The sequence below is a fragment of the Legionella gratiana genome (assembly GCF_001467695.1).
GTDB classification, from domain to species: Bacteria; Pseudomonadota; Gammaproteobacteria; order Legionellales; family Legionellaceae; genus Legionella; species Legionella gratiana.
The window spans coordinates 51,213-68,549 of record NZ_LNYE01000001.1; the positions used below are offsets into that span (position 1 = coordinate 51,213).

A 17,337-nucleotide genomic window follows, 5' to 3' on the forward strand; every position below is an offset into this window, starting at 1 on the left:
TTTTATTTATCTAATTTATTAGATAAGACTATCAGCCAATGGTAAAAATTACAATAATTTTTTTACCATTAAGGTAAATTTATAATGATTTGTCATACCTAATATGCTATAACGCATTGTATTTTGATGTTTTTTATACTATTTTTTTGGTAAATTCTTACGAAGATTTATTAACCATTTTGGTATATCATAGAATAAACATGCACCTGACTGAATTATTTAAATATGAGCAATCCTGTAATAGACAATGTTTCATCCCCCGAGTCTCGGGGCAAGAGAATAAGATTCATACGCGAGCATCTCCTGTCTTTTACACGAGAAGATTTTTGTCGCGATTCTAATTTTACTGCTCAATCATTAAAAGGATGGGAATTAGCATGGGGAGGAGGTTTATCCCAGCAGGGGGCTGTAAAAATCGTTAAACGAGCTAAAGAGTTAAATATTTATTGCACAGAATCATGGTTAATGCATGGCATTGGTAAAAATGCCACAAAAATCACAAAAGATTTAGATATCCAAGAGGGTGACGAAAGCCACATAGCTAAAGAATTACTACTATTCAGAGAACTACAACACTCTATTGACACCGTTATAAAAGATGATGGCATGATCCCTCTCTTATACCCTGGGAATTATGTTGGCGGTATAATAGTCAACAACATTGAGAGTGCCATTGGCAAAGATTGTATTATTATTGCGGACAATGATGAAGTATTTGTCAGGATCTTAAGGCATGGACAAGAACCAGCTCGCTATGACTTAGTTTGTTTAAATGAAAAAACTACATTAGTGAAAAAAGAAATAAAAAATACCGCCATTAAATTTGCAGCCCCAATTGTATGGATCCGCAGAATATTTCGAGAAAATAATTACTAATGAAAGCTTACAAAAAAGATATTTTGCCACATCAAGAATTTTATATAATCAGATTTACTAAAAGCTCGAGTCTACCTTATGCTCTTTTCATTCATGGTGGCCCTGGTCTCAATTGTGGAACCATAGAGTATCTTATTGATCATCATAATTTATTTAATTCTCTCCAGTGCAATATTATTCTGTATGATCAACGAAATTGCGGTAAATCTAATAAAATTAAAAAGTTAGTATTACAGCAAGATAATATAAATGATTTGCAAAAAATAATTCTATACCTTGATGACCATTTTAATCTTAACATCCATGCTTTGATTGGACATAGTTATGGTGCAAAACTTCTTTTTGATTACTACAAAAATTATGAGTCGACCATCCCTGGTGTTTTTGTTTCTACCGCTCAATCAATACTAACACCTCGTTTGAATAATTTAATGCTAGACCTATCCTATCTGAAAAAAAGTAATTTAGAGTTATATAACAAAATATTAAATGAAATTAATAATCTTGACCTTAATAAAATCTGGGAACTATCAGAACAATTAACTCCAGTTTTCCAAGAAAATAAAGACAGACCTTATTTATATTGGGCCAATTTAGAATATTATAATTTGGTTCAAAATGCACAGAAAAAGATCAATCTACCATTGGATATGAACACGTTTATCAGTGTAAGAAAAGATCTTTATTCAAAAGAAGCCAATTTTTCTGTTAATATTAATGAGCTTAAAATACGTAAATTATGGATAAATGGTTTTCACGATTTTGTCATGAACGGACACCAAATAGCATTGTCGAACATTCATGAAATTATAACTTTCAATAAATCGTCTCACTACCCACATCTAGAAGAGAATGATCGTTTTAGTGAGCTTTTAAATGAATTTATTAAATAGCTCTAAGGCAATCATCTTATTGTTTTCTATACTAATATCCCCTGTTGTTCACGCACAATCTAAAATTAAAATATGTTTGACCGGTAGGATTGTAGAAAATTTAAAATCATATGGTCAGTCTTTTTTAAATGCAGCATATCTTGCCAAAGAAGAAAATGATCTCTCTAACAAAGTTGTGATTAAGAGTTATTTTTATAATAACAGACCATTGGAGCCAATGCATATTTATAATCAAATGGTAAATGACTCTTGCTCTGCAATTATTGGGTTTGAATATCTATCAGACTTGTTATTAGCTGTAAAAGAACAGAAAAATGACACCATTCCTATTTTTACTTCCTACGCTAGCACCACCAACTCTGATCAATTACCTAAGAATATTTTTATCTTTATGCCAAGCTATAATTACCAAGCTGAAAAAATGATGAGCTACTTACATGAGCGCTATAAAAATATAAACAACGTGTTGCTTATAACGGAAATTAACCGTGATGAGATGCTAAAGTATAAGGAAGTGTATTCCAGCATTCTAAAAAAGGAACACGTACAATATTCTACATTTGATTTTCTAGAAAATGACAGCGATATAGAGGGAAAATTGAGCATTTTTTTGAATGAACGAAAATATCAATATGTTTTTTTATTGTCAGGTGCAATAGCATCAGCAAAAATTGCCAATATTATGAATAACCATAGCACTGTTTTTATTGGCACAGAAAACTTTGGTTCTTCAGTTAGTCAAACATTTTTTATGCGACTAAATGATAAAGTAATTCACTCTCATTTTATCCGCAATTTAGATTTTATACAGCCCTATGATGCTTTAACTAAATTTGAAAATATTTATATTCAAAAATTCCATGAAAAACCCACTGTATTGGCAGCATACACTTATGATTCGATGAAGATTATTTTGAAAGCATTGAATAGAACCGGTATCGTCAATACAAACAGCATATTAAGTACTGATTATATTGGCATTACCGGGGCTTATTTAAATAATGGTCAATTTTATCGATCGACCAATTACGTTATTTTATCAGTTAATAGCAATGGATATGCTTATGAAAAATAAAAGCTCTTCAATCAAAGCAATTTTTATCAAGAAAATGGCATATTCTGCTCTAATCCAATTTATTATTTTTGGATTTATACTCATGCTTGCAAAAGATTATTTTCATAATCAGATGAGTGTCTTTTCCAGAAATTTAATTATTAATGACTCATTTACCACTGATGAAATTGGTAGATATCAGCTTCTTAATAATAAGGATGCTCTTGATTTAGTCCTATACAATTTAGGTAATGAACGCAAACTAGACTCAATAAAATTTGTTCCTTTAAAAAATAAAATTGAAGATGTAGGTACTTGCGAAGAAAACAGCAAAAATAATTACCTTCTATGCAAAAAAGATAATGGGCAAATTTCCGGTATAACATTAATTAAAAATGATGAAAAGATATTGGGCTCGGTGGTTGCAAGTAAGCAATATAATTCTATCTATACTTTGCCAGTGTCCTATGGGCTTTTGTTAATTTTATTGATCGTACTTGGAATATTTCTTTTTAATTTCTTATTTCTATTCCTTTCTATGAGAAAAAAAATAGCAAACAATACCGAATACTTGCTTGATTTTATTTCATCACATCAAAGTAATAATGCTGTTGATTTTGCAAAAGTTGAAATTAATGAATATAGACAAATTGCTAATAAATTTATTGATGAACATCGAGAAATAATCAATTTACAGAAAGAAAAAGCCTATTACGAGGTAAGAAAAAATATTGCTGAGCTTGTTGCTCACGATATCCGATCACCATTAGCGGCAATAAACACCGCACTATCAGATGTAACATCGATTCCTGAAAATAAACGCATTATGATCAGAAATGCAGCTAAAAGAATCAATGATATTGCTAATAACCTACTCTTACAATCTAAAAATAATTTGCTTGACTGTAAAAGTAGTGAAATATATATGAATAATTCTCCAGAATTAATATTTGTAGTTTTAGATAATATCGTTGCAGAAAAAAGATATGAATATTACGCAACCAAAATCCAAATCAACTTACTTGGGTCCGACCACTCATATAATTGTTTTTCTAAGATACACCCTGATTCTTTTAAGCGCGTTCTATCTAATCTCATTAATAATGGTATTGAGGCAGTTAATTCTAATGGCTCTATTATTATCTCTCTAACATGCAATACTACGCATGTCGAAATTATTATTGAAGATAATGGCTGCGGCATTCCTCCCGATATCTTGCCAAAGGTTACAGAGCAAGGATTTAGCTTTAATAAGAAAACTGGTGCTGGTTTTGGTTTATCTTATGCTAAACAATATTTAGAGCAGATCAATGGTTCAATGCATATTCACTCTGAAGAAAAAGTTGGGACAAAAATTCATATCACTCTAATTAGGTCTAACCCCCCTAGTTGGTTCTGTGACTCAATGAATATTAGGTATGGTACTAATATTGTCGTATTAGATGACGATATATCCATCCATGACGCATGGAATGAACGGTTTTCAAATATTTCACACGTTAAAATGTTTCATTTTTATAACGCGATCGACTTAGTTCAGTATAAAGTTGATCCAAAAACTCCAATATTATATTTAGTGGATTATGAGTTGCTCGCTGATATTAAAAATGGTTTAGATGTGATTGAAGAGCTTAATTTAAATGGTAAAGCTATTTTAGTTACCAGTTGCTTTGAAGATATTGCTATACGAAATCGATGTGAAAATATTGGCGTTAAAATCATACCAAAATCTTATGTACCTTATATTAAAATTATTGAGACTCCAGAGAAAGAACTTATAAATACGGTGGTTTTTATTGATGATGATGAAATGATGCGAATGACTTGGATCTTTGCGGCTGAAGAGGCTGGACAAAGTATTTCAACCTATTCGTCATTTGATGAGTTCGTAAATGAAATAAATAATTATTGTAAGAATACTCTTATTTATATTGACTCAGATCTAGGAAACAATGTTAGAGGCGAGGATTGCGCAAAACTCCTTTTTGATAAGGGGTTTATTGACGTTCATCTTGCCACTGGCCATTCGCGAGATCGATTTCGCCAAGTGCCATGGATTAAAACAATTGTTGGTAAAGAGCCACCTTTTCAATTTGCACACGGGAATTCAACATGAACTCTACGGATAAAGATAAATTAAAACACGATTTTTTAAACTCAATTGTTATCATCAACAGCATGACAAAATCTGCTTCGAGTTTCATGAATACAATTTCACAGTCAATGGATACCGTCGATATTAACCAAAAGCAGATGGAAAAATTTTTATATTCTATGAGCGCTATACGTGAGCAAACTTCAAAGATTGAAAATTATTTTTTATCTCTTTTTAATGAATAATTGTGACAAATTATCTCTCTGCTAGATATGAGGAATATGAAACCACCCTTCCCCAATCTATAGAATCAGTTAAATGATCTTTGGTAATACTGTAGTAGTAATTGTTATCTAGCTTTTGCGCATCAAATAAATAGTTAATCCACTCAGCTATTGGTTTTTTATATTCTTTTTCTGATAACAAGAATAATATTTTCTCTTTTTTTGTAACAGCGGCCATGGTCTGTTCGGGTAGCTCATATCCCCGCATTAAATCTAATTGATCTGACAGCTCTTTTACGTGTCTAAGGATAAGCCATGTAGGTTTGGCGTCTTTGTCAAGAAATAAAAAACTACCTGAGTTATCAACTAGATAATACTCAACAGCCTGTGCTTGTATTAGAACACTAGCAAATAATTTTTGATATAATTCATTATCAAATAAATTATTAATGGAGTTTTCATACGCATTAACTATATTTTTTGTTAACTCTCTGAAATAGCGCTGAGTTAGGTCATCCACAGCTAATGTAATTTCTGGATATAGATTTTCACTTGTCTTGAGTATAAATTTATCAATTAAACCGTGATTGAAAGCTTTTATCGCAGTATCTTTATCTGCTTCAGCCGTTAGCATAATTTTAAAGATTTTTTTCTCTTTAATTTTTTTGCAAAATTCAATTCCGTTAATACCGGGCATTTGATAGTCCACAACTAACAATGGTGCATTCTCAAACCTTGCTTTATGATAAAGCTGATTTAACATGTTACTAACATCAAAGCCAATAACTCGATCATTAGTAGTATCTAAATTCACATCATTCATTAATTTGAAAATTGATTGGGTGATATCTTGACAATCGTTATCAATAAGATGAAAAGCCATATCTGAGCTTGTAAGTGTTAGTATATTAAACTTTTGGCCAAATTCTAAATCTAACGCATCCAAAAATGCTCTGTTATCATCTAAAAAAATGACTTTTATCGGATGATAAAAACAGGTAGGTCTTGCATCAATAATAGTCATATAGTAATTCCTCTACGTTACAGCCACAATTGCATCACCCATGATAAGTTGCCAATATTTCAGACCTTTAATTATAATGTATTGCTGTTAAGAAAAAATAATTAACATGGATGTCGCCCTGTATAATAAATGATTCTTCAAGTTTTTTCCTCCCAAATTTTATATTTAATCACTTAAGTTATTGAGATTTATGTTTTTCCGATTAAGTTAGAATCCTTTCTTGTTAATCTTCTTCAATTTACTCTAGAATTTTCTTTCTCATAAATCTACACCATTCCACAACCGTTAATTAAAGAATTAATTATATTTTTATTATTTATAATCAATGAGTTAACGATATTATCCCCCGGGGACAATTTATTAAATCGATAATCCATAACAGTGGTCCCGTGAAATTTAAAGTGCCATTAAAACAGATCCAGGATTAAATTTAATAAAATTCAAACGGCCCAAAACAAAAAAATATCAAAGACAATTAAGAGCATCACAAACCCTTTAAAATTTAGCACACTAAAGCCTCACGTTACGATTGAACTGCTTTTTCTAGGATTAATGTAATAGCCATTGCTTCAACATTAAAAAGCCTGATTAAATTAGGAGAATAAATTTAGTAGAGAAATCCATCTATTCCATCAAAATAAAAGATTTAATATAATGCCCTGAGAGATATAGGACTATTGTTAAATAGGTTATTGAAAAATAACAAACGACACAACCATTTATCTTGATAATAAGCGCATAGCTATAAAAAAGATTTGTCCACTTAATCAAAAACACAAATCTCAGCCAAACAATATATTCTTCGCCATGGGTAAAGATAGATAAAACAGATAACTCTATACGAAGACTAATATTACCAACATATATTGCTTAACAATCAATATTCTAAATATGAATTAATCATATACACTGGCGCAGATGGGAAAACAGTTCTTTTATTTTTGACATTTAGCTTACTAAAGGAGCCGTCATTCATCAGATAATGAGATGCTCTATTTATAGAAAGTAATTTATTACAATTAAAAATGATATCTAAAACATGAAAATAACATTATCTTATATCCATTCTCGAATTTAGGATATTATCAAAATAAGTCAATAACTTACTCGTAAAAATGCAAAAAGTATAATTTAATGTAACTTTTGCAATATTACTCTGTCTTCAAGATAAACACATCTATTTGATAGTTGGGCGGTTAGTATAAACGCGCACAAAACGCTGGAATAATTATTTTACAAAAATTCACAATGCGAGATACTAATCAAAATTTTAAAGGTACTAGAGTAAAAATCCAGTATCTGTCAGAAGTTTCCGACATTAGAAAATGTGGATAAAAGCTAAAAACACCCCATAAAGCTACACCATTACCATATACCTACACCATGACCTCCCATAAAGCCACACATGAAATTTTAAGTCCCATTAATCCCCATATTACTACACACAAAAACTCATAAACCTACACTATCAATCCCAAATAAATACACAATAGCTCTTATATAAATCATTTAAAATCATATGGTTATGATGTTTTTATTTGATGAACTTATGAATAGAAGAAAAAAGATATATATTTTCCTTTTTTTAGAATTAAGATGAATAGTACAAATTACCGCTTGCAAATTTGTTTCAATAAAGTTAGTCTAAAAAAATAGTACAAAGCACCTTATTGCAAAGGGGGATGGATGAAAGTAATTACAACAGCCGGAAACAAAGGAGGGATTGGCAAATCAACTATTGCTCTCACTCTTGCACAATATCTAGCTAAATGTAAAAACATGAAAGGGGCCTTTATCGATTTAGACCCACAAGGCAACTCTTCATCTAGCTTAATTCCGACTACAAGAGATCCAGCTCACCCAACTGGTTACATGCCTAAAGCACATCCAGAGTGGGATCCAAACAACTTACCAGAAGATGATCCTCATTGGGATGGAGTTAGTAGTATTGCAGATATATTCATAGGTAAATCTATTTATCCATATCCAACATGGGTTGACAATTTACATTGTTTTCCTTCTTTTGCTTCATTATTGGAAGATGCACAACGTGTTCTAAAAGTTGATGTAAAAGAAAAGGTTATAAATCGTCTTAAAGAATTTACCGAAATGCTATCAACCCACAGTGATTACCAATTTGTTATTATTGATACGAATCCACAGTTTGGCCCACTAACAATGGCAGGGTTGCGAGCAGCAACTCATGGACTATTGCCAACTGAACTTGAACAATATGGTATTAATGGAACCATAGGCATGATCCAAGCAATTTCACAAGAGCAACTTAGAAGAGTGAAAGACGATACTATTAAAATAGCGGGAATTTTACCTAACCAAGTTCGTAAAACAGCAGTACATACTAAGTTCCTTAATGATTTGCGTTCAATAGAAAAATCAGAAGAATGGTTATTACCTCCTATAGCCCAAAGAACCATTTATTCAGAATTGGTAGTAGAGGATGCAAAACCTAATTGTGTATTTAACTTACCACAAACACATCTCGCTAGAATTGAAAGTGAGAAATGGTGCTCTTATGTATATGACAGGGTATTTCATAATGTATACAACAAAATAGAAGAAAAGGAGGCTTCCTATGGTTAGTAAATTCAAACTGAATTCAGTTAAAACTGGAGAGACAAAGGATGCCATATCAAGAACACTGGCAATTGCCAATGATTATGCTGGGGAACTGTCAATAGAAGTATTGTCCTTAGATAAAATAGAACTTGATCCGGAAAACAATCGTGAACTAGCACTAACACTTCATGATGCAATAAATGGAATAGATCCCTCTGATCCTGAATATACAAAAAAGAAAAATGATTGGAAATCGCTTGAGTCATTAGCAAAAACTATACTAGATGATCAGTTAATTAACCCCATATTTGTATACAGATTTGGGAACAAATGTCGTTTAATCGCTGGTGAACGTAGAACCTTGGCCTCAGCGATTGCCGGTAAAAAGGAAATTATAGCAAGAATTGCAAGTCAACGACCTGTTGGTTCAAAGTTAAGAGTTCTACAGTGGATTGAGAATAATGAGCGTGTAGACTTATCTCTGGCTGAAAGAGTTGCGAGTATTGAGGCTATTGTTAAAGAGTATTTAAACGAAAATAAAGAAAAAAGTGATAGCGAGAAAATAACATCAAAAGTATTAAGTGATTTAACGGGAATGTCTATAACACAATCTCGAAGATATATTCTGATTTTGCAAGCTAGTCCAGAGATAAAGCAGGCGATTGCTGAAGGAAAAATAGAGAATGTAAAATTAATTGAATTAATTATTTCAGTTGAAAACGCAGAACATCAACAAGTTCTCTTAAAGGCAGCCATAGAAAATCTATCCTTTGATGCAATTGTAAAGCTAAAAAAAGAACTTGAATTTTCGTTAGTTACAAAAAAAGAAATAAGAGGACGTAAACAATTAAATGTTAGTTTAGGTAAGGTAAAACCCAATATTGCCAAAATTATCTTTGATGCCTTAGTTTCAAGCAACATTCTACACGAGAGCATCGTCGAGCAAATGAATATGTTAAGCAATAATGTCCAATGGAATAATGGTAAGTCAGTTGAGGAGTGCTTTAAAAAAATAATTCCTCTAATTGCTCAGGAAGTGTGATTAAAATGAATAAGCTGAAACTCAATAATAATGAAGACGATAAGAAAATTATTACATTTACTATTAATAAAGAAATTAAAGAGTCACTCAGAGAAATTCTGTTAAATTCTGAAAAATATAATTTAAAAAAGAAAACTGATTGGGTAAACGAAGCCATCATAATGTTAAAGGAAAATCCTGATTACAAAGAAATGGTACTCAATGCAGAAGGGAATAGTGAAAATTTCGTATTTGATAAAATTTATATGACATTTAAGCAACGATGTTTTTTTTCTGATATGAGAAATGAAGTTGTAAAGGAATATCCTGATATAAGAGGCCCTCAAACTGCCATAATACGCGCTGCTATTTTGAGTAGAATGATGAGGAAAAAATAAGAAAAAAGGCCAAACGGAATGGGTAATGTTCGCTGAAAAAACAATACGTAAACATGTAACAATTATTCATGCATACTCTTTAATGAGTGTATTGCAACGGAAAATTGTCAATGTGCTTTTGTATGAAGCAATAAAAGGAGATGGTCGCATAAATAACCATCAAAATTCGGTCGCTGTCGAATGTAATATGCCTTTTTCTAAGCTGTTAAAAGCAGTCAAGTTTAATAGTAATAATACCCAATATCTAAAAGAGTCCATTGATGGGTTGGCATCATTAAAAATAGAATGGAATTTATTGAAAGATAAGGTACCTACAGATATCTCGTTTTTAAATTTACGAGTTTTACATGGTGCGCCTACGTTCTATCAAGATAATACCATCAATTTTTCTTTTCATAAAATCATGCTTGATTTACTAGTTAATCCATCTATATACGGTACAATCGACGTTGATCTGCAATCTGAATTTGAATCGAAATATGGTCATGCTCTTTATGAAAATAGTACACGGTTTATTAACTTACAAAAAAATAAAATTATTTCATTAGATACATTTAGAAAAATTTTAGGAGTTCCTGAAGATAAATATCCAAGTATGCGGGAACTTACAAGAAATGTCATTTCGCCCTCATTAGAAGAGGTTAATGATCGAGCTAATTTTGCTGTTAGCTTGGATCCAATAAGAGTTGGTAGAAAAATTACTGGATTTGAGGTTCTAGTTAAGAACAAAAAAAATACAATAATATCAGAAGTCAGCTGTATTGATCGTGAAAATGAGCAGATACATAAAGAAATAAAATCAACTTTTGGCATATTAAATGAGTCAATATTAGAAAATATTATAAATAACTACTCAGAAGAGTATATTCAAGAGAAGATTAACTATACCAAGAAATATGCAAAAAAAGAGCGGACAGGTTTTTATCCTATCCCATATTTTATTAGCGCCTTAAAACACGATTATAAATTTAAGGAAGAACCTAAGCCAGAAGTTTCTCAAGAAAAAGCATCTAATGATGAAGCTGAGTGGGAAAAGAAATTATTCGCTTTACAGGCAGAACTCAATCATTGGGAAAAACTATCAGGATATACTAAAGCTGGAGATAACCAAGAGCATGTTAAAAACATGCAGAAATTTGTTCTAGAAGCCCAAGAAAAATTAAAGCAACATTATTTAGAGAAGCCAATTAAAATGGAGGCGGTTTAATATGAAATTTCCGGCCTTTGAACCAATCAATCTAAAGAATGAGCTCCAGTCCTTGGAAGCAATTGATCTGTGTTTATCAAAAATTTATCCAGATCAAAATCAGGCTAGAAAGTTTTTTAGCGATGCTTCACTAGAAGAATTGGCTTCATCAATTCGGCAGCATGGGATTATACAGCCTATTCTTGTCAAAGAAATAGATCATAATAGGAATGAATATCAAATTATTGCAGGTGAACGGCGTTGGCGCGCAGCTAAAATAGTTGGATTAGAAAAAATCCCTGCAATCATTAGAAAATACAATAAAGCAAATGGGATGGCAGTATCTTTAATTGAAAATATTCAAAGAGAAGATTTAAACCCATTGGAAGAAGCGCAAGCTATACAGCGATTAATAGAAGAGTGTTACATGACGCATGGTGAAGTTGCTGAAACTTTAGGTAGATCTCGAACAACGGTTACTAATCTTCTTAGATTGCTTACTCTCACAGATGAAGTAAAAGAAATGTTAAAAACGGGATTATTAGAAATGGGACATGCTAGAGCTTTATTAAGTTTGTCGAATGTACAACAAGTAGAAACAGCAAAAATAATTACTAGTAAGTCTTTATCTGTTAGGGAAACTGAAAAATTGGTTCAGCGCTTAAATAGGCCAGAAGATAAACAGGAGTTTTTTCTAAATCATCAATTTGAACAAAAAACGAAAGATTGGATGGCACAATTGTCGAAAAAACTTTCATCAAAAGTTAACATGCATTTTAATGATGGAGGAAAAGGTAGGGTGGTGATAAGTTTTGACTCTTTAGAGGAAGCAGATTGGTTAATGGCCCATCTTAAGGTGGAAGGGTAGGGCTATTTTTTATTCACAAAATTAGTGGATAACTATGTGGAAAAATTGGAAGTTGTTTGCCTTGAGCCTGTAGTTATAATTTTACTGGTATACCGGAAAAAAACGACCTCCAAATTTTACTTTCAAGAGACGATTGGACTACGTCGAATGGTAAAGTGTGGCAAAAGATCATCTTCTTTCTAATCACTATTAAAGCGTGCTTAAATCGATCTGATTATTTAATAACCACTTTTCTTTTAGAAATTAAAAAGTAAGTCAAGTTGGAATGCTGTTGTATGAGATAAGTTGTTGTGAACAGTCGTGGAGCAATTATTTTGACTCAATTCGGACCTTGGTTTTTTCTTCCTTTTGGTATTGGTTTTATTAGTATATTTTTGTGATATTAAAAGAAACAGCATATTGTGAAGGGAAAAAATATTTTCACTATACAAAGTTTTAAGTCGATAATTATGCTGATAACGGATTTTTATCATGCTTAAGAATTGAGCAAACGCATTTGTGTACGTTGAAAAAGCTAATGTTCTTCTTTGTCCCAACTTAGATTTTATTCTTCCATTAATGGCGGTGATTGTCCAATCATCCAGTAAATCTTTCTCTAGACGAAGCACATAATAGCGTTTGTCTTTCTCAAAGCGTGCCTCATGGTAGACTTCTTTGTAGGTAAAATCCAAATAGTGTAACCAGGGTAAAGTAATAAACCAGAGCGTCATTTAGAAAATAGCCAAATTAGCAATGCGTTTTAGGCGATCAGGATTGTCTTCAACATAAATTGCGGTAGTCACAATGTTAGCATGACCTGCAAGACGTGAGACTGCTTTAATATCCGCGCCTTGTTCAATTAATCGGGTAATGAAAGTACGTCGACCAGAATGGGAGCTTGCCCCAATGATTCCTGCTTTATCATAAAGTGACTTGAACCATTTTTGCAAACTATTGGGTGTAAAGCGACTTTTACGTTGGGTCTGAAATAAGGGTTTGTCTCGTGCAACATGTTTTAGGGTATCGAGATGTGCTTGGAGTGCTTTGCGGATTTTTTCATTGGCAAGATAAGCGTAACGTTGCTTTTCACCTTTGGTCATTGAGCGCTTCAAACAAATCTCTTCAAGTAATTGATAGTTGTAATCGGCTACATCTGCAATAGTGAGAGAGGCGATTTCTTTCACTCGCAATCCAAGACCAAAAGAACAATACACAAGGGCGCTATTTCTTATAGCGAATTGCCCATCTTTGGCAACAATAAGCAGTCGCTTAAACTCCGCTTCACTTAAGACTCTGGCCTTTCCTTCTTTTGGCATAAAAGACTCAATATTTTCCTGTTATAATGGTATTCTAAATAAATCAGGCTGTCTTGGCAAAAGCAAAAATAAAATTGTGGTTTATAGTAGAACTTTAGTATGAATACACTCATCGATGCAGCAATAAAATATCTTTCGAATCATTATTGCAGTGAAATAGAACTCATAAGGCAATTGGAGAGGGATTTTTCGCATGTGCCCGAGTTAGATGCTCAGATTCATGCAACCCTAGCTCGCCTTCGGGAATTACATTTAATTAATGATAATCGTTTGGCTGAATCATTAAGTGCCCGTTATATCCATAAAGGAAACCGTTTTATTCAAGAAATATTAAAACAGAAGGGCGTTAAAGAAGAAGTGATTGAGCAAGTCTTAGAACATATTGAACTGGAAGATGTTCGCGCCCTGGATGAAGCTCGGAAAAAAATGCGTGGATTTAAGAATGAGACAGATGAGGCAATAAATACAAAATTGGCTCGTTTCTTAAGTGGTCGAGGTTTTTCTCATGCCACGATAAAAACTGTACTTAAACAGTTAAGTGAAGAACAGACTACTTAACGTTTTAGATAGTGTAGCGGATGAATACAACAATCATTTGCATCTATAAGAAAAGAAAACTGTAAATTAAACTCTGAATGAAATGATAAAGTTACAACGTATCATGATTATTGGTAGACCAGGAAGTGGCAAGTCCACTTTTTCTGTTATGTTGCAAAAGAGTCTAAATATTCCATTGTTCCATTTAGATAAATATTTTTTTATTGCCGATTGGGTGCCACGAGAATATGAGAATTTTTTGTCACTCCAAAAAGAATTAGCTGCTAAGCCTTGCTGGATTATTGATGGTAATTCCAGCAAATCATTTGAGATACGTTATCGCGAAGCCGATATGTGCTTGTACTTTAATTTACCCAAGTGGCTATGTTATTGGCGGGTATTTAAGCGCTTGTTTTATAAGGCTTCAGAAATTGATGATAGAGCCGCTGGTTGCAATGAAACGGTCCGATGGTCGCTATTAAGTTATATGTGGAACTATGAACAACGGATTAACCCTTTATTAAATGTCTTAAAGAACCAATATCCAAAAGTGAAATTCATTGAACTCCGTAGCCCATATGATGTGGCGCACTTGATGCGTGTGCTTAAACATAAAGAAGAGTAAAGTATTGTGACAGGATTTTAATAAATGATGCCGACGAATATGATAATACTCTTGATGGGTATTGCAGGTACCGGTAAAAAAACCATAGGCGAGGCAATTACAACGCTGGCCCCTCAGTTTCGATTAGCGCATCACCATGCTTGGATCGATCCGGTTCTAAAACTTTTAGGTAACGATGCTCAAGTATTTTGGTCTCTTGATGATAAAGGATGGGCAGCGCTTAACAAAGCTCGTGATGTGATTTTTGATACGATGACTGCGGTTTGCTCTAAAGAAGCGAGCTTTGTTATTACCTATGAGCTCTTAGCGAATAATTCTTGGCATCAGGAATTTTTTAATCAAGTACAAACCGTTGCTCAAAAACGGGGAGCTGTGTTTGTTCCTATCCGACTGATTTGTAATGGTGCAGAGCTTGTTAAACGCTTAAAAGACTCAGATAGAAAAGGCTATTTTAAAACACAAGATGAGGCGCTTATTACAAAAAGATTGTTTGAAGAAGACGTTTATTTTAGCAAAGAGCCGTATGAAATGACTCTAGATGTGAGCCTCCTTTCAGCAGAGGAGTCAGCGCGTTGTATTTTGGATTGGACTTCCTTAGTTTATGGGAGTAAAAATCAGAATCTGGAATTTAAACCATTGAGTCAAAAAGATTTGAACTTAATGACCCAATGGTTTGCAGAGCCTACAGTGAAACAAGGGTATGCACGAAATCAACAGTTTTCTTTGGAAGATATTAGGGCAAAGTACTTACCCCGCATTGAAGGCATGGATCCAGTCCCGAGTTTTATTATTTATTTGGATCAAAAACCAATTGGTTTTATTCAATATTACTGTCTTGCCGACCATTTACCCGAAGGAATTTCAGGACATAATGCTTCCTTGTTTGACAAGGCTACACCTGAACAATTGGCTGGTATCGACCTTTTTATTGCAGAGCCATCGTGTCGTGGAGTAGGGTTGGGTAGACAAATTATAAGGCATTTTATTGCAAAACAACTCTACAGATTTAAAGCCGTTGTCGTTGATCCTCAAATTGGAAACGAACAAGCCATAGCGTGCTATCAAAAGGCTGGTTTTGTTCCCACGCAATACAGTGAAGATCCCAATTACCTACTCATGATAAACATGCTTACTTATAGAGGGTCCCATGAATATTCTTGAAACTCCCCGTCTGATTTTACGAACATGGCAGGAAGCTGATCTTGATCCTATGGCACTTATTGATCAAGACAAAAAAGTATGCCAATTTTTACCAGGAATAGGGAGTAAGAGTGCTACAAAAGCAGGCATTGAGCGGATTATTGCACATTATAAAGAGAAGGGATTTTCTTTGTATGCTGTTGAACTGAAAAGTACAGGGGAAATGATAGGATTTTTAGGGTTAATGACCCCTTCTTTTGAAGCGGACTTTACTCCCTCTGTTGAAATCGGCTGGAGACTTTCCTCAACACATTGGAATCAGGGTTATGCTACGGAAGGAGCAAAAGCAGTTTTGCATTATGCCTTTACCTCTTTAAATATTCCCGAAGTAGTTTCATTTACAACAGTGAATAATCTAGCTTCAAGACGTGTTATGGAAAAAATTGGTTTACATCACAATACCAAGGATGATTTTGACCATCCCAAATTGGAGCCTAATAGTCCCTTGAGACGACATGTGCTTTATCGATTATCCAGGGCTGATTATCTAAACAACAAAGGTATTCAAGCATGATTTGGGAGATCACGTTAAAAAAAATTACGGATACAACAGCGAACCATGCGGCGCAAAAATGGGTAAAAAACCCTACCCATCTTAAGCTTATCAATAATCAAATTAACTGTGTTTATCGATTTGAATCTAATGGACAAGGATTTTACCTACGCATGACGCATGAAAAAATACGAAAAGCTCGCGAACTTTTGAGTGCCATTGATTTTCAGAAGTATTTATTTTTGTGTGGTACGCCTATTTGTGAACCGGTGGTATCTCAAGAAGGAAATGATGTTGAAACTGTGCACCAAGAGGATTTGGAATTTTTTGTTCATGTTTGCCGGGAGGTACCAGGGCAAATCATGCATTTTGATTATTCAGATAAAAAAGCTTATCTAACATGGGGAAGGGCTCTAGGGCTATTGCATCAAGCCTCGCAAAGTTATGTTGCAGAGAAACATCACTTTTTAACTTGGGAAGATTTGTGGCGTGAGACTTTGGATTATGCGCGTCAAGAAGAGTCCTTGATTCAGGATTTATATGAAACGATTACGACACGCTTCAAAACTTTTTCAATCGACTCATCTAATTTTGGCCTAACCCATGGGGACCATCGTCCTGGAAATGTGCTTTATGATGGTGAGAGCGTTCATCTGATTGATTTTGATGAGCCAGTATATCATTGGTATCTTGCCGATATTGCCAAACCTTTTTTGGACTTATGCAATAAACCATGGCCTCTCTGGCAACCACTGTTTGAATGGTTTATAGAAGGATATAGGCAAATCCGGCCATTGAGCTCAGAAGAATTAAAAGAAGTGAATCATTTTTCGCAAATGAAAAGCTTAGATATCTACCTCTGGTGTAAATACAACTGGTTTGAAGAAACAGCTCCAGGAGGAAAGCCAGGGGATGAATGGCTTCATGACTTAAAAACTATGGCATTAACCCCTTTGTTTTATGTGCCATAA

18 protein-coding genes are annotated in these 17,337 nt (G+C 33.5%); 15 read left to right on the forward strand and 3 right to left on the reverse strand.

Annotation, left to right across the window (positions count from 1 at the left end):
• The first annotated feature begins 225 nt into the window (after positions 1-225).
• From Lgra_RS00280 to Lgra_RS00300, 5 genes are read left to right on the forward strand one after another with little or no spacing between them, the layout of a single operon-like run.
• On the forward strand, positions 226-876 hold the full coding sequence (locus Lgra_RS00280) for a helix-turn-helix domain-containing protein (protein WP_014845160.1): 651 nt from the start codon (positions 226-228) through the stop codon (positions 874-876).
• Positions 876-1,769, forward strand: a complete 894-nt coding sequence (locus Lgra_RS00285; RefSeq protein WP_014845161.1) for an alpha/beta fold hydrolase — start codon at positions 876-878, stop codon at positions 1,767-1,769. The genes Lgra_RS00280 and Lgra_RS00285 overlap by 1 nt, the downstream gene beginning before the upstream one ends.
• Positions 1,753-2,844: an ABC transporter substrate-binding protein gene (locus Lgra_RS00290; RefSeq protein WP_014845162.1), complete on the forward strand. Its 1,092-nt coding sequence runs from the start codon at positions 1,753-1,755 to the stop codon at positions 2,842-2,844. The genes Lgra_RS00285 and Lgra_RS00290 overlap by 17 nt, the downstream gene beginning before the upstream one ends.
• Positions 2,834-4,939: a sensor histidine kinase gene (locus Lgra_RS00295; protein ID WP_041174156.1), complete on the forward strand. Its 2,106-nt coding sequence runs from the start codon at positions 2,834-2,836 to the stop codon at positions 4,937-4,939. Before Lgra_RS00290 ends, Lgra_RS00295 begins: the two co-directional genes overlap by 11 nt.
• Positions 4,936-5,163 (forward strand): hypothetical protein, encoded by a 228-nt coding sequence (locus Lgra_RS00300; protein ID WP_019350432.1) that lies wholly within the window; start codon positions 4,936-4,938, stop codon positions 5,161-5,163. The genes Lgra_RS00295 and Lgra_RS00300 overlap by 4 nt, the downstream gene beginning before the upstream one ends.
• Positions 5,164-5,173: 10 nt before the next feature.
• Here Lgra_RS00300 and Lgra_RS00305 read toward each other — a convergent pair whose 3' ends face one another.
• A complete protein-coding gene (locus tag Lgra_RS00305; RefSeq protein WP_014845164.1) occupies positions 5,174-6,166 on the reverse strand; it encodes a response regulator in 993 nt (330 codons plus the stop codon).
• Between the two features lie 1,686 nt (positions 6,167-7,852).
• On the opposite strand from Lgra_RS00305, the gene Lgra_RS00310 reads away from it, so the two are divergent.
• The 5 genes from Lgra_RS00310 to Lgra_RS00330 are packed head-to-tail and all read left to right on the forward strand — an operon-like array spanning position 7,853 to position 12,216.
• Positions 7,853-8,767: a ParA family protein gene (locus tag Lgra_RS00310; protein ID WP_010655313.1), complete on the forward strand. Its 915-nt coding sequence runs from the start codon at positions 7,853-7,855 to the stop codon at positions 8,765-8,767.
• Positions 8,760-9,785 carry a ParB/RepB/Spo0J family partition protein gene (locus Lgra_RS00315; RefSeq protein WP_014845018.1) on the forward strand — a complete coding sequence of 342 codons (1,026 nt, stop codon included), beginning with the start codon at positions 8,760-8,762 and terminating at the stop codon, positions 9,783-9,785. The genes Lgra_RS00310 and Lgra_RS00315 overlap by 8 nt, the downstream gene beginning before the upstream one ends.
• A 5-nt stretch (positions 9,786-9,790) precedes the next feature.
• Positions 9,791-10,162: a hypothetical protein gene (locus tag Lgra_RS00320; protein WP_010655311.1), complete on the forward strand. Its 372-nt coding sequence runs from the start codon at positions 9,791-9,793 to the stop codon at positions 10,160-10,162.
• Between the two features lie 25 nt (positions 10,163-10,187).
• Entirely contained in the window at positions 10,188-11,369 is a 1,182-nt protein-coding gene (locus tag Lgra_RS00325) for a replication initiation protein (RefSeq protein ID WP_014845020.1), read from the forward strand.
• A 1-nt stretch (position 11,370) separates the two neighbouring features.
• Positions 11,371-12,216, forward strand: coding sequence for a ParB/RepB/Spo0J family partition protein (locus Lgra_RS00330; protein ID WP_014845021.1), 846 nt, complete (start codon positions 11,371-11,373; stop codon positions 12,214-12,216).
• A 236-nt stretch (positions 12,217-12,452) separates the two neighbouring features.
• Here Lgra_RS00330 and Lgra_RS00335 read toward each other — a convergent pair whose 3' ends face one another.
• Positions 12,453-12,926, reverse strand: a complete 474-nt coding sequence (locus tag Lgra_RS00335) for a hypothetical protein (protein WP_014845022.1) — start codon at positions 12,924-12,926, stop codon at positions 12,453-12,455.
• On the reverse strand, positions 12,927-13,511 hold the full coding sequence (locus Lgra_RS00340) for a tyrosine-type recombinase/integrase (RefSeq protein ID WP_014845023.1): 585 nt from the start codon (positions 13,509-13,511) through the stop codon (positions 12,927-12,929). It lies immediately after the preceding gene.
• Between the two features lie 99 nt (positions 13,512-13,610).
• Between Lgra_RS00340 and Lgra_RS00345 the strand changes: the two genes are divergently transcribed.
• The 5 genes from Lgra_RS00345 to Lgra_RS00365 all read left to right on the forward strand — a co-directional run bounded on the left by Lgra_RS00345 (position 13,611) and on the right by Lgra_RS00365 (position 17,337).
• Positions 13,611-14,069 carry a regulatory protein RecX gene (locus tag Lgra_RS00345; RefSeq protein WP_014845024.1) on the forward strand — a complete coding sequence of 153 codons (459 nt, stop codon included), beginning with the start codon at positions 13,611-13,613 and terminating at the stop codon, positions 14,067-14,069.
• A gap of 82 nt (positions 14,070-14,151) precedes the next feature.
• The gene (locus tag Lgra_RS00350; RefSeq protein WP_014845025.1) at positions 14,152-14,673 is read left to right on the forward strand and encodes a P-loop NTPase family protein; all 522 of its coding nucleotides are present in this window, start codon (positions 14,152-14,154) and stop codon (positions 14,671-14,673) included.
• A 24-nt stretch (positions 14,674-14,697) separates the two neighbouring features.
• The gene (locus Lgra_RS17285) at positions 14,698-15,834 is read left to right on the forward strand and encodes a GNAT family N-acetyltransferase (RefSeq protein ID WP_014845026.1); all 1,137 of its coding nucleotides are present in this window, start codon (positions 14,698-14,700) and stop codon (positions 15,832-15,834) included.
• Entirely contained in the window at positions 15,821-16,387 is a 567-nt protein-coding gene (locus Lgra_RS00360; RefSeq protein WP_014845027.1) for a GNAT family N-acetyltransferase, read from the forward strand. Before Lgra_RS17285 ends, Lgra_RS00360 begins: the two co-directional genes overlap by 14 nt.
• On the forward strand, positions 16,384-17,337 hold the full coding sequence (locus Lgra_RS00365) for a phosphotransferase enzyme family protein (RefSeq protein WP_014845028.1): 954 nt from the start codon (positions 16,384-16,386) through the stop codon (positions 17,335-17,337). The genes Lgra_RS00360 and Lgra_RS00365 overlap by 4 nt, the downstream gene beginning before the upstream one ends.